The organism is Niallia laureatilytica (assembly GCF_046613985.1).
Lineage (GTDB): Bacteria > Bacillota > Bacilli > Bacillales > Cytobacillaceae > Niallia.
On record NZ_JBKKHP010000002.1, the window covers coordinates 72,627 to 86,649 of the forward strand.

12 protein-coding genes are annotated in these 14,023 nt (G+C 39.2%); 6 read left to right on the forward strand and 6 right to left on the reverse strand.

Translation table 11 applies throughout. The features are described from left to right. Positions 1-23 precede the first annotated feature (23 nt). The 3 genes from ACLIJJ_RS05590 to ACLIJJ_RS05600 all read right to left on the reverse strand — a co-directional run bounded on the left by ACLIJJ_RS05590 (position 24) and on the right by ACLIJJ_RS05600 (position 3,876). Positions 24-1,400 carry a hemolysin family protein gene (locus tag ACLIJJ_RS05590; protein WP_411410647.1) on the reverse strand — a complete coding sequence of 459 codons (1,377 nt, stop codon included), beginning with the start codon at positions 1,398-1,400 and terminating at the stop codon, positions 24-26. A gap of 441 nt (positions 1,401-1,841) precedes the next feature. Further along, the gene (locus ACLIJJ_RS05595) at positions 1,842-3,140 is read right to left on the reverse strand and encodes a hemolysin family protein (RefSeq protein WP_237942237.1); all 1,299 of its coding nucleotides are present in this window, start codon (positions 3,138-3,140) and stop codon (positions 1,842-1,844) included. Between the two features lie 178 nt (positions 3,141-3,318). Further along, positions 3,319-3,876, reverse strand: coding sequence for a GNAT family N-acetyltransferase (locus tag ACLIJJ_RS05600; protein ID WP_233317394.1), 558 nt, complete (start codon positions 3,874-3,876; stop codon positions 3,319-3,321). A gap of 260 nt (positions 3,877-4,136) precedes the next feature. On the opposite strand from ACLIJJ_RS05600, the gene ACLIJJ_RS05605 reads away from it, so the two are divergent. Beyond that, positions 4,137-5,405 (forward strand): methyl-accepting chemotaxis protein, encoded by a 1,269-nt coding sequence (locus tag ACLIJJ_RS05605; protein ID WP_233317332.1) that lies wholly within the window; start codon positions 4,137-4,139, stop codon positions 5,403-5,405. Positions 5,406-5,564: 159 nt separating this feature from the next. After that, complete coding sequence (locus ACLIJJ_RS05610) at positions 5,565-6,020, forward strand: helix-turn-helix transcriptional regulator (protein WP_233317331.1); 456 nt, start codon at positions 5,565-5,567, stop codon at positions 6,018-6,020. 51 nt (positions 6,021-6,071) lie between these two features. On the opposite strand, the gene ACLIJJ_RS05615 is transcribed toward ACLIJJ_RS05610, so the two are convergent. Then, a complete protein-coding gene (locus ACLIJJ_RS05615) occupies positions 6,072-6,374 on the reverse strand; it encodes a hypothetical protein (protein WP_233317330.1) in 303 nt (100 codons plus the stop codon). 235 nt (positions 6,375-6,609) lie between these two features. On the opposite strand from ACLIJJ_RS05615, the gene ACLIJJ_RS05620 reads away from it, so the two are divergent. From ACLIJJ_RS05620 to ACLIJJ_RS05630, 3 genes are all read left to right on the forward strand, one after another. Next, positions 6,610-7,896 (forward strand): MFS transporter, encoded by a 1,287-nt coding sequence (locus tag ACLIJJ_RS05620; RefSeq protein WP_411410648.1) that lies wholly within the window; start codon positions 6,610-6,612, stop codon positions 7,894-7,896. Positions 7,897-8,314: 418 nt separating this feature from the next. After that, a complete protein-coding gene (locus tag ACLIJJ_RS05625) occupies positions 8,315-10,081 on the forward strand; it encodes an ABC transporter ATP-binding protein (protein WP_411410649.1) in 1,767 nt (588 codons plus the stop codon). Beyond that, positions 10,078-12,078, forward strand: a complete 2,001-nt coding sequence (locus ACLIJJ_RS05630; RefSeq protein ID WP_411410650.1) for an ABC transporter ATP-binding protein — start codon at positions 10,078-10,080, stop codon at positions 12,076-12,078. Before ACLIJJ_RS05625 ends, ACLIJJ_RS05630 begins: the two co-directional genes overlap by 4 nt. Positions 12,079-12,139: 61 nt before the next feature. Here the strand turns inward: ACLIJJ_RS05630 and ACLIJJ_RS05635 are convergent, their stop codons facing one another. Beyond that, the gene (locus tag ACLIJJ_RS05635) at positions 12,140-12,343 is read right to left on the reverse strand and encodes an alpha/beta-type small acid-soluble spore protein (protein ID WP_233317326.1); all 204 of its coding nucleotides are present in this window, start codon (positions 12,341-12,343) and stop codon (positions 12,140-12,142) included. A gap of 274 nt (positions 12,344-12,617) precedes the next feature. Here ACLIJJ_RS05635 and ACLIJJ_RS05640 point away from each other — a divergent pair, with 274 nt between their 5' ends. Next, the gene (locus ACLIJJ_RS05640) at positions 12,618-12,857 is read left to right on the forward strand and encodes a hypothetical protein (protein ID WP_233317325.1); all 240 of its coding nucleotides are present in this window, start codon (positions 12,618-12,620) and stop codon (positions 12,855-12,857) included. A 38-nt stretch (positions 12,858-12,895) separates the two neighbouring features. Here ACLIJJ_RS05640 and ACLIJJ_RS05645 read toward each other — a convergent pair whose 3' ends face one another. Beyond that, positions 12,896-13,993, reverse strand: coding sequence for an ABC transporter ATP-binding protein (locus ACLIJJ_RS05645; RefSeq protein ID WP_233317324.1), 1,098 nt, complete (start codon positions 13,991-13,993; stop codon positions 12,896-12,898). Positions 13,994-14,023: the final 30 nt, after the last annotated feature.

Below are 14,023 nucleotides of genomic sequence, written 5' to 3' on the forward strand. Positions count from 1 at the left end.
GGAGGGATTTGTCCCTCCTCTTTTTATACGATTTCTGCTTCTGATGGGGAAACAGCTTGAGGAGCTATCTGCCTTTGGCTGGAGCTTTCAGGAAGCTCCTCAAGCTCGCGCATCTTCATTACTTCCACATATTTAATATGGTGGTCTTCCATTTCAATTATTTTAAAGCTGTAGGAATCGAATGTCAGGATATCTCCTTCTGTTGCATCATAATCAGAAGTCAAAATCCAGCCACCTAATGTATCAATATCCTCATCATCCATCTCAATGGACAGCAGGGAGTTGACTTGTGTTATCAACAGCTTTGCATCGAGGATAAAGTGGTTTTCCTTCACCTTTTGAATGCTTGGAATCTCATCCATATCAAATTCATCGCGAATATCACCGACAATCTCTTCAATGATGTCCTCAACTGTTACTAAACCTGAGGTTCCGCCGTATTCGTCCATTAATATCGCCATATGAATTCGTTCCTTCTGCATTTTAACGAGCAAATCATGGATTGGAACGGTTTCAATGACTCGGATAACTGGACGAATATAGGAATCTAGCTTTTTCGCGCTTAAATCTTTTGAACGAATCAATGCGGTCATAATTTCCTTGACGTTAATCATGCCGACAATATGATCCTTGTCACCATCTGTAATAGGGTATCTTGTAAACTGTTCACCTTGAATGACGTCCATTAGGTCATCAAGGTTGCTTTCTTGTTCCAATGAGATGATCTCTGTACGCGGAACCATAATTTCCTTTGCGATGCGATCATCAAAATCGAAAATCTTGTTTACATACTTAAACTCTGATTGGTTTATTTCGCCGCTTTTAAAACTTTCAGAGACAATAATGCGAAGTTCTTCCTCCGAATGGGCTAAATCATTTTCAGAAACAGGCTTTAATCCAAACATGCGAGTAATGATTCTTGCAGATCCGTTTAAGACCCAAATGAATGGGTACAGCACCTTATAAAAAGCAATCAATGGTCTTGCTGCCATTAAGGTAATTAATTCTGCTTTATGAATAGCGAATGTTTTTGGAGCCAATTCTCCCACTACTACATGAAGAAACGTAATAATGGCAAATGATATGGAAAAGGACAAGATTGTCACAGCTGCTTCCGGAATGTGAATAAAATGGAATAAAGGTAACAGAATGTCATGAATTGTTTCCTCACCAAGCCACCCGATGCCAAGTGCTGTAATGGTGATACCCAATTGACATGCCGATAAATATTCATCAAGGTTTGTGATGATTTTTTTTGCGGCAATGGCATTTTTGTTGCCTTCCTCCATTAACTGGTCAATTTTAGAACTGCGCACTCTGATAATAGCAAACTCTGAAGCTACAAAAAATGCAGTAAAAGCAATCAAAATGGCTATAATAACCAAGTTAAATATGTCCAATAAGTTTCCTTATCCCGCAATAGGCGAGTAAGGAGTCACCTCCTGATTAATACATGATATTAAATTTTCAAATGGCTAATTGACATGTCTATATTTCTGGATCCTTTTTTAAAATGAATGTGATCTAGTCTTAGTTTGTATAAAGCTGATTGTAGGTTCTAGGATATGATCAATCATTTTAGGAAAAGAATCAGAAGTTCTTTTTAGATTTACGATCCCATCGTACCACCTCAATCTTTCCGTTAGATATAATAATAATTATACTTTAAGCCAAACTGCGCAGTCAAACGATGCAATTTTTCAATTTTCAGTTTATTGAATGATGGCTAAAGCTCTTATTTATCATTTTATGTGAAAGAGAAAAAAATATGTTTAAGCATTGTTTGTCTTTTTGCTCAATATTTAGTGCGGTCTTTAAGCTTTGACCGCACTCTTATGTAGTTATTTTGCCTTTACCACTTCTATAGAAGAAATGTGATCGTTTTGTACTTCGGCTACTTTGAATATATAGCCTTCATATTCAATAGAATCTCCTAAACTTAACTCAGAGCTGACAGAAAACAGCCAGCCGCCAATCGTGTGCATTTCGTCATTTTCAATGGAAATGGAGAGAAGTTGGCTCACATCATTTATATGAAGTTTAGAATCCATTCGATAATGGTTTTCGCCGATTTTCTCGATGGAAGGCTTTTCGTCTACATCGAATTCGTCCATAATATCTCCGACTATTTCTTCTAAAATATCTTCGACAGTAACAAGCCCTGCTGTCCCGCCAAACTCATCATGAAGAATGGCAATGGAAGTCCGTTCCTTCTGCATTCTTATTAAGAGCAGTTGGATTGGTATTGTTTCCATCACATGAATAATCGGTTGAATATACGTTTTTAATGGAGAATTATCCATGCAGCTGTCTCTAATACAATCAGTCAATATTTGTTTTGCATGGATAAAGCCGACAATCATATCCTTATTCCCGTCTTTCATAATCGGAAATCTTGTGTAGCGATTAGAGCTGATTGCTGTAATGGCCTCATTTAATGGCATGTCCTCTGATAATGCTACCATTTCTGTTCGCGGCACCATCACTTCATGAGCAAGTCTGTTATCAAACTCAAAGATTCGTTGGACATAACGATATTCCGTCCTGTTTATTTCTCCATTTTGATAGCTTTCCTTCAAAATAAGCTGAAGCTCTTCTTCTGACAGTGCGTTGTCATTCGTATCAGTGCTTTTGACCCCATATAAGCGGGCTACTAGTCTAGCTGCATGATTCAATACCCATATAAAAGGGAAGGTGATTTTATAAAACAAAATGAGAGGTTTCGATAAAGACAAGGTGACTCTTTCCGCATAACGGATAGCGATAGATTTAGGAAAGAGCTCCCCAATGACAACATTAATATAAGTGACAACAGAAAACGCCAGCACAAAGGAAATAATATGTGCTGCAGAATCTGGCAGCTGTAATTTTGCTACAACCGGCGCCATAATTTTCAGCACAGTCGGTTCACCGAGCCAGCCTAAACCCAATGAGGTTATGGTGATTCCGAGCTGGCAAGCAGATAGGTAGCTATCCAAATGGGTCGTGATTGTTTTGGCAGAAGCTACGTTCTTATGTCCAGCTGCCTCCAAAGAATTCAACCGGCTTGGTCGCACTCTGACCATGGCAAATTCGATTGCAACAAAAAAGGCAGAAAAGGCTATTAGTACAAGTATGAGAAGAAGATTGGAAATAATCACTGCGCTCAACACCATTCGTTATTGTCTTTGCTGCTACTCCTAAACTAATTGTTAGTCTGCACTAAATGCAGAATTCTTAGTAAGAATTTAAATAGCATTATTTTTTAAATAGCGCATTTCCAATAATTTTAAACATTTTAGTGTTTTTAGAAGAATTCAAAAGGGGAAAAGGAGGGGATTAGGTACGGCGATTTAATGCTGTCCAATCTCGCTCTAGCATGCTGTACAAATATAAATCATGGTAATGATCATAAAGCCATTCTCCGTCCCTAAGGATACCTTCCTTTTTGAAGTGAAGCTTCTCAGGTATTGCTTGACTTTTGAAATTGTTAACTCCACAGCGTATTTCAATTCTGTTGAGGTTTAAATAATAAAAAGCGTGATTTAAAACAGCAACGACACATTTAGTCATGATTCCTTTTCCTTGGACAGCTTCTCCTAAATAATAGCCGATGCTTGCTTGGCGGCTCATCCAGTCCAGCTGCTGAAGAGATATCATACCGATAAGTTTGTCTCTGTAAAAAATTCCGGCCTGGAAGCCATTGTTATCTGCAAGCTGTTTATGCCAGTCAGGAATGATCGACTGGTATTGATAAGGAGAGATAATATGATCAATCCAAGGAAGCCATTCCTTTAAATAGGCACGATTCTGGTCAACAAGCTGAAAGAGCTCATTGCTATCCTGCATATGAAGCATGCGGATGTGGATTTCATGATCGACAGCTAAATGAAATATATAGAATCATTCCCTTCTATGAATGATAATTAATTCCCTTTAGCTTATGCCAAACTAACGTTTCTTGTTATCAGAAATGCTTTAAATTCCAACGAGAATAGGCGTTTTGACTAGAAAAGGAATATTGCAAAAAATATAAAAAATAGCTTAATATTCTCCTATATACGCCGATAGACATAGTAAATGAGTAGTTATTTTATCCTATGTTGTTAGCGCTTTTATAAAGCGAACTAGTTTGCTGTGAAGGGAGATAGATTGTTGTGAAAAAGAAAAGTTTATTAGCTAAAATGGTGGCACTTGTATTCCTAGCTGTCCTAGTTGGTGCAGCTGCAAGTGGAACGGCAGTATATTTGTTAAACAGCGGGTTTGAACAGTCTGTTCTCTTGATTGGAGCTGTTGCATTAATTCTTGCTGTCGTACTTTCTGCTGTATTCTACATAGTCTGGAGAAGGAAGTTTGTTGTATTAGCAAATGTAAGCGAATCCTTCATGAGGCTGTCTGAGGGCAATATGAATATCAATATGCAAGCTCATTCATCAAAGGATGAGGTAGGGATACTTTGCAATGCGATGGAGAATTTAAAAGATCAGCTTGAATATTTACTGAATGAAAGCAGCAATATTAGTAATTTAATTTTAGAATCATCTGCTGAACTATCAGCTGTTGCTGAGCAAACATCTGCAAGCTCAGAGGAGATAGGCAGAGCGATGGGAGAAATCGCCCATGGTGCAGGAGAACAGGCTGCAGCATTAGAGGATGTAAATAAGGAAATGGGCAGACTGAATAATTCTATTAACAAAATGAATGAAAAGAATGACCAAATTGATAATGCCGCTCATAGCTCAGAAACGGCAACTAAAAAAGGGCAAGAAATGATAAACCAACTGAAAAAATCAAATGAATTGGCAAAGAAAGCGACAGATGAGGTAAGTGTCGGAATTTCAAGCCTTTATACAAAAATCCTTGATATTTCAAAAATCACGGTCACAATTGACCAGATATCCGAACAGACAAATCTGCTTGCATTAAATGCCAGCATTGAAGCGGCTCGTGCCGGAGAGCATGGCAAAGGATTCTCTGTTGTTGCCAGTGAAGTAAGAAAGCTGGCAGAAGGAACGAATCTGGCGACAAAGCAAATTCAGGAAATGATTCAAGCGATAGAAAAGGAAACTGAAAAAACGGTTCAAGCATTATTTGAAACAACCTCTCAATCAGAAGAGCTGAATAATGCCGTCAATGGGACAGAAAATGAATTCACAAACATATCGGCTGCTGTTAATGAAACAATCCATGCTGTTAAGGATCTGGGAAATGAGCTTGCATCCGTGGTAGATCAAAATAATCATATTTTAGAATCTGTTACTGCAATATCTGCTGTTTCTGAAAGTGCAGCAGCTGCAGTTGAAGAGGTATCCTCATCAACAGATGAACAAATTGCTGCAATCAGTAATGTGACAAAGGCAGCAGAAGCAATGATCAGTCGCGGCGAGCAGCTGAAGGATATCTTAAAAAATTACAAACAGCATTAAATATACTGGCCTGCTGCAAAATGTGCAGCAGGCCTATTCTAGGTTAGTCAAGCAAGGTTTATAAATGATTAGGCTAAAAATTGAAATTTGACTTATATAAGCTTATAATATAGATATCGGTGTAAAATTACACATAACTAATAAGGGAATGAATGCATTTTGACAAGAGAAGAGATTATTTTTAATGTATCGGAAAAAATGCGGTTAATACGAACGGAAGCAGGTTATACCCAGGATAAGATGGCAGAGGTTATTGGCTTGTCTAAAAAGACATTAGTTCAGATTGAAAAAGGACGACTATATGCAGGCTGGTCGACTGTTGTTGCTGTGTGTGCGCTTTTTAGGGAAACAGAAACAGTGCGTTTCCTTTTTGGGAATGAGCCATTGGAAGTGCTAGAGACAGTTGCGCGCGACGGCATGGATTATCGGAAAGAAAAGACGCTCGGAGGCAAAGTATGGTGGCGTGAAGTCGACCGGAAAAACGGCTTTATTTTTCAGCAAAACATCATTAGCCAGCATTACAGAATTATTGATGAAGATCATTTTCGCATCTTTTCAAGCTTTGATGAAAAGGAATCAATGGAAAGATTTCAAGAATTATCGACAGCACAATAATTTGCCAACAAAAAGCTTGAAATGATCAATCATTTCAAGCTTTTTGTTCTTTTAATATTCTTCTGTTAGATTGTTTCTGTTATATGACTTTACGAAGGGATTTTCACCATTGGAAAGCAGGCTCTTCCAAAAGGTGTTTGCTTGAGTTCCCTCCAGCTTAATTTGGATATCTTGTCTTGCGCCTGCCGTTAAGAAAAAAGAAACAAGCTTTGGAAGGCTGGTCGTCTCCACGACGTGTTTTTTGCAGAGCAGCTGACATTTCACATTAAATTTCTTTGTTGCCTCGTAGAAAGATAAAATATCTTTCACCGTCATATTTTCATGAAGTGTAACCTTTTTCAAAAATGTCTCCATTATCCTTGCTCCTTTTTTTAGAATTTTATATTTGAAGTATCGTCCATTATTTTTTTGTTATGTAACAACAAGTACCCGCATCTGCTCGAATTAAACGTTCAGATGGGAAAACACGACTTAAATACTAAACGAACTCCGACTTAAGGCTGAAATCAAAACCATCTACTGGCTATTATCGCAACTACCAGAAAAAGGTAGAATGGACCTTATCACATAAGAAGATGAGGGATGCAAAGTGAAGCAATTTTCAGAGGTATTCAGCAATAAGGATTTCAGGAAGTTATTTATGGCCAACATTACTTCGCAATTAGGCGGTTTAGTTGGGCTGACTGCGTTTATGTACTATATACTGGACCGGTTTACGAGCCAGCCTGCATATGCATCTGTAACAGAGCTGATGTATTCTGTGCCTACACTGGCTGTGTTTTTGTTTGTCGGTGTAGCTGCAGACAGGCTGGACAGACAAAAAATTGCTTATACATGCAATTGGGTAGCAGCTTTTTCTTCACTATGCCTGCTTGTGGCAGTTGCCATCGGATGGATGCCGCTCATCTTTTTTATTCTGTTCCTGAGAAGCGCTGTTCTTAAGTTCTTTTTTCCGGCAGAGCAAGGGCTTATGCAGGGGATTTTAAAGAAGGATGAATATACAATAGCAGCAGGGCTTAATCAATTCGTGAACAGTATTTTTATGCTCTTTGGCAATGCTTTAGGGATCTTTGTTTATTGGACATTAGGGATATATGGAGCAATACTGATAGATGCAGGAGCTCTGTTAATTGGCAGCCTGCTTATCAAGCTGACGCCTCTTAGTGAAAATATTAGAATGCCAAATGGAGAGCACCGCATTCAGGATTTAAACTTAAAGATTGTCTGGCAGGATTTTAAACGAGGTTTTACGTACATTCTAAATAACAAGCTGCTGCTTGCGCTTATTTACGGGTTTATTGCATTTGGAGTTGTTAATGGCGGTTTTAGTGTAATGCAGGTGTTCATTTTAAAATATAAGCTTTCTCCATTAAACTATGAGGAAATGTCGATATATTTAGGAATTGTCTTTGGCAGCGGCATCTTGATTGGAAGTCTGGCAGCATCATTGCTTGCTCAAAAGGTCAAGCTTCATAAGCTCATCATTACTGGTGTACTGTTTGTAGCTATATTTACTATCGCAGCATCTTTCGCCGCTACCACAGCAGTATTTATGGTGTTCTATTTCTTTATTGCTTTAGCATTGCCACTGATTAATATTGCAATAGGAGGGTGGATGCCTACCATTATTGCGCCTGAAATGATGGGCAGAGTACAGGGCTGGATAAACCCGCTTATGATGCTTGCACAGTCGATTACATTAGGTGTTATTACGATCGGCTTTCCTGGTGTAATTTCTATTGAAGCTATATTCTGGTTAGTGGGAGCCTGCTTTATTGTCGTTGGCATCTATTACAGTCTAGTGCTCCCAAAGCTTGCGAAAACCTCGGGAGAAACTGCAAAGAGGGAAGCGGTTGTGCCTGCCCCTGAAGGGTAATTTGTCGAAATATTGGCAATTGACTTTAGTATAGGAGCATGTTAATCTTCTATTATATTATATTGGAAAATTAATGAAATGAAGGGAGGCGACTGACATGACAAACAAAATCAATCTAAATCGTAACAAATTTCATATGTCAGTGGCCTTCGCTTCTGTTAAATAATTGATGCATTAACCATAATTGCCATTTTGTGGCTGTTACGGCCGTTTTATGAGCATCAAAAAGAGACAGAAACGCATGTAGCGGGTCTGTCTCTTTTTTCGTGGCGAGAAATAGAGGAAAACCTCTTTTCTATAGATACTTGAAAATTTAAGGAGGAAGATGTTAATGATTGTAATGAACAGAAGTCATGGAGCAAATAGAAAGGATATAGAAAGCGGCTAGTAAAGTTAGCTTAGAAGAGGAGAGAACAGCATGTTTTCCATATTATTAAAATTGAAGTGGTTTTTTAAAGAACATTGGAAAAGATATACGGTTGCTATTGTCCTGTTAATCATTGTTGGTGTAATTGATATTTTACCGCCGCAATTGCTCGGGATGTTTATTGATGAAATAAATGTCGGGACTCTGACAAAAGCAAAGACAGCCCAGTATTTGCTGGGTATTGCGGCAATTACAATCAGCTCTTATGTGATAACTTATTTTTGGATGTATAAGCTGTTTGGAGGGGCTATAGTGCTTGAGCGGAAGCTGCGGAGCAACTTCATGGGACATTTATTGAAGATGACTCCGACATTTTTTGAGAAGAACCGTACAGGCGACTTAATGGCAAGAGCGACAAATGACTTGAAGGCAATCAGCATTACAGCAGGATTTGGTATATTGACACTCATTGATTCAACAGCGTTTATGATTACAATTCTTATCACAATGTGTCTTTTAGTAAGCTGGAAGCTCACACTTGCTGCCATTTTGCCACTGCCGATTATGGCAATTATGATGCAAATATATGGAGATAGAATTCATAAACGTTTTATGGAGGCTCAGGATGCTTTTGGTGATTTAAATGACCGCGTGCTGCAATCCATTGCTGGGGTCCGAGTTATTCGGGCATATGTATTAGAAAAGGATGACGAAAAAGAATTTCACCACATGACAGAGGATGTTTACAATAAAAACATTCGAGTTGCGAAAGTGGATTCACTGTTCGAACCGACAATCCGTATTCTTGTAGGGCTAAGCTATATTATCGGTTTAGGCTATGGATCTTATCTCGTCTTTCAGCAGCAAATAACGATTGGGCAGCTTGTGAGCTTTAATGTTTACCTCGGTATGATTGTGTGGCCGATGTTTGCAATCGGTGAGCTGATGAATGTTATGCAACGGGGAAATGCTTCATTAGACCGGGTGCAGGAAACATTAGATTATAAGCCTGATGTCTTAAACCATGGTGACAGTAAAGCAGTTGCTGTTCCTGATACGATCGTGTTTGATTCTGTCCAATTTCAATACCCATCTTCGGCTGTGAAAAATCTCGATGATATCGATTTGAAAATCACAAGGGGAGAAACAATTGGTGTTGTTGGGAAAACAGGAAGCGGAAAGACAACGCTTATTAAGCAGCTGCTCAGAGAGTATCCAAAAGGAAAAGGGGAGCTTTCTGTCAATGGAATAAGCATTGATGATATCAGCTTGGATAAACTTCGCGGCTGGATTGGATATGTGCCACAAGATCACGTCCTATTTTCAAAAACAGTGAGAGAAAATATTCTGTTTGGCAACAAGGAAAACGCATCGGAAAGTCAGCTAAAAGATGCGATTCAGTTGGCATCGTTTCAGCAGGATATTGAAATGCTTCCTGAAGGATTGGAAACGCTTGTAGGAGAGAAGGGTGTTGCATTATCAGGCGGTCAAAAGCAGCGAATATCCATTGCGCGGGCGTTAATTAGAAATCCTGGGATTCTTATTTTGGATGATTCGTTGTCAGCAGTCGATGCGAAAACAGAGCAGAGTATTATCCAAAACATCAAAAAAGAACGTGCAGGAAAAACAACAATTATTACCACCCATCGCATGACAGCCGTTCAGCATGCTGATCAGATTATTGTCCTTGAGGATGGAAAAATCGTCGAGCGCGGCTCACACGAACAGCTTATGCAAAAAAATGGCTGGTACAAAGAACAGTTTGAAGTCCAGCAAACAAAAACCGCACAGTCTGCAGGACAGGAGGTGCAAGCATGAGTACTGGCAAAAGATTAGTGCAGTATGCCTTACAGTTTAAAAAAATAATTATCTTTGCCTTAATTATGCTGACAATTGCAGTTATAGCAGATTTAGCAGGACCTTTTATCGCAAAAAAAATAATTGATGATCATATTATGGGAATCGAAAACAGCTGGTATGAAACGTCTTCAGGTGAAGGGGCCGTGCAGTATAAAGGCAAATATTATACGAAAGGGAAACCACAGGCAGCCGATGATGCTGATGCAAGAGTATTGCAGGCCGGAAAGGATTTTTTGTTTATAGAGGAGGAAATTTCCTTTGACGGAGAGAGAAGCTATGCCGATGGGATCTTGACTATCTCATCAGGAAATGAAGTGGCCAAGTACGAGGCTGACCGTCTCAGAGTTGAACAGGTTTTTGCCTTTTACAAACCGGAAGTTCCATCGATTATTAAGCTGCTTGCCTTTTATTTCGGGCTTGTTATCGTTGCTTCTGTGTTTCAGTATGGACAGCATTTATTTCTGCAGAAATCTGCAAACAGAATTATTCAAAAAATGCGGGAAGATGTGTTTGCGCAAATCCAGCGCCTGCCAATTAGGTACTTTGATAATTTGCCTGCAGGCAAGGTTGTAGCAAGGGTTACAAATGATACAGAAGCAATAAGAGAGCTGTATGTGACCGTTCTTTCCAACTTTTTCTCAAGCGGAATTTATATTATTGGAATTTATGTTGCCTTATTTATTCTTAATCCTACGCTTGCGGCAATCTGCCTCATCCTATTGCCGATCCTTTATGTATGGATGATTGGATACAGACGCTTTGCGGCTAAATATAATCATGTGATAAGAGCAAGAATAAGCGACATTAACGGTATGGTAAATGAATCGATTCAGGGGATGAACATCATTCAGGCTTTTGGTAAAGAAAAGCACACAATGGGTGAGTTTGAGACGTTGAATGAAGAACATTTCCGTTACCAGAACAAGATGCTGAATTTAAACAGCTTGACTTCCCATAATCTTGTAGCAGTATTGAGAAACCTAATCTTCGTAGCATTTATCTGGTTTGTTGCAGGTCAGACATTAAGCGTGTCTTCTGCGATATCATTAGGTGTTCTTTATGCATTTGTTGATTATATTAACCGCTTGTTCCAGCCTGTGCAGGGAATTGTCAATCAACTGGCAAATCTTGAGCAAGCACTTGTTGCCGGGGACAGAGTATTTGAACTGCTTCGTGAAGATGGCATTGATGTGGCAGAGCCTAGCACGGAGAGGTACAAAGGCAATGTTAAGTTTGATCATGTTAACTTTGCATACAAGAAAGAAGAATATGTTTTAAAAGACATTTCCTTTGAGGCAAAGCATGGAGACACTGTTGCGCTTGTCGGTCATACCGGTTCAGGTAAAAGCTCTATCATGAACTTATTGTTTCGATTTTATGATATTCAATCAGGAACGATAACAATAGACGGCAAGGATATCTCCAAAATGCCGCGGCAAGATTTACGGAAGCATATGGGAATCGTTCTGCAAGATCCATTTTTGTTTAAAGGAACGATTGCCTCCAATGTGACATTAAATAATCCTGCCATCACGAGAGAAATGGTTGAGAAAGCATTAAAGGATGTCGGTGCAGACAGGGTTCTGAAAAATCTTGAAAATGGATACGATGAGCCTGTTATTGAAAAGGGAAGCACATTGTCAAGCGGACAGCGTCAGCTTATCTCCTTTGCCCGGGCTCTTGCCTTTAATCCGGCGATACTCATATTGGATGAGGCAACCAGCAGTATTGATACAGAAACAGAACAAATTATTCAGCACGCGTTGGAAGTGCTCAAAAAAGGCAGAACCACCTTTATCATTGCACATCGCCTTTCGACTATCCGTAATGCGGATCAAATTATTGTCCTAGATCATGGGGAAATAGTTGAAAAAGGGAATCACGAAGAATTAATGAACCTAAAAGGAAGATATTATCAAATGTACCAACTCCAGCAAGGTACGAAAGCAGGTTAATTAGGTAAGCCCCCATTTTAAAAAATGGGGGCTTTGGCCATTTTATATTAAGTTGTGCAAATTAGAATTGAGAACCGCCAAGTTGACGTTCAGCCATTTGAACTAAGCGTTTAGTGATTTCTCCACCAACTGATCCGTTAGCACGAGAAGTAGTTTCTGCACCTAAGTTAACACCGAACTCTGATGCGATTTCGTATTTCATTTGATCTAGAGCTTCAGATACTCCTGGTACTAAAAGGTTGTTAGATGAATTGTTGTTTGCCATTGTGTTTCCAGCTCCTTGTAAATTAGTTTTTTTTTGGTTGGACCAGCTGGATTTGCACCAGCAAGTAAGAGAATCTTACTACCGCTTGGTATGGCCCAATGCTTTGTCGCTGCTTGTAATCTTATTATGGTCTGTGGCTGTGTTTCTATGCATTTGTTTTTAGATGAAATTTATTCCAATTTTTCTGCTTGTTTAAAATAATTCCTAAAGAATAGTTTCTTCTTGACCAACAAAAAATAAACGGAAATATGAAAGGTTTTAATGAGGTGAAGGAATGAATATTTGCCCTTTATGCAATGGCTTTGAACAACTGAACAAAGTCTGTGCCGATTGCGGACAGCAGGTAGAGGACAAGGGAAGAATTATGGATTATTATGATGACTATAGTGCGTATATGCCAATTGACCAAATGAAGCTGGAGAACGGCTATCCCGATTTGGAACAGCATTTATGTCCCCATCTTGTCCTATGCCCGTCATGTGAACGTGAGGATTTAGTTTTTATTCAGGAATAGAAAAAAGGAAGGGGAATTCCCCTTCCTAATCTTTGATATTAGCGGATACGGTTTTCTGAGTCTTTGTCAAAGAAGTGGCCTTTGTTCATATCAAAGCCTAGTTGAACAGTAACTCCTGCTGCCAAGTTAGCTCTTGAATCAAGGCGAGCAACGAACTCTTTCCCAGCAAGCGTTGAGTATACTAAGCTTTCCGCACCAGTCAATTCAAATACGTCAACTCTTGCATCAAAGCTTGTATTTTCAGAGCTGCTCAAGAATAATAGCTCATCGTGAATATCTTCTGGTCTGATGCCGAAGATTACTTCTTTGCCGATATAGTTTTGCTCACGAAGGATTTTCAATTTGCCTTCAGGGATGACAAAGGATGCATCGCCGATGACTAATTTATTGTCCACGATTTTTCCAGTAAAAAAGTTCATTGCTGGAGATCCGATAAATCCGCCAACGAAAACATTTTCAGGTTTTTCATAAACTTCTTTCGGAGCACCAACCTGCTGGATAACGCCGTCCTTCATAACAACAAGTCTTGAAGCCATTGTCATCGCTTCTGTCTGGTCATGCGTAACATAAATAGTAGTAGTTTGCAGTCGTTGATGCAGCTTGGAAATTTCAGCACGCATCTGTACACGAAGTTTTGCATCAAGGTTGGAAAGAGGCTCATCCATCAAGAACACTTTTGCATCACGGACAATGGCACGGCCAAGGGCTACCCTTTGGCGCTGACCGCCTGATAATGCTTTTGGTTTTCTTTTCAGGTACTGCTCCAAGCCAAGAATTTTTGCAGCATTATTCACACGTTGTTCAATTTCTGCTTTTGGAAATTTTCTTAGCTTTAATCCGAATGCCATATTATCATAAACAGTCATATGTGGATACAAGGCATAGTTTTGGAATACCATGGCAATATCGCGGTCTTTTGGAGCAACATCGTTAACACGCTGTTCATCAATAAAGAAATCTCCTTTTGAGATATCCTCCAAGCCTGCAATCATACGCAATGTCGTAGATTTACCACAGCCTGAAGGCCCAACAAATACGATAAATTCCTTATCTTCAATATGTAAATTAAAGTCGCGAACCGCTTCTACTTTTTCATCATAAATTTTATAGATATTTTTTAAGACTAACTCTGCCATCTTTTTCATACCCCCTGCGATTTGATATAT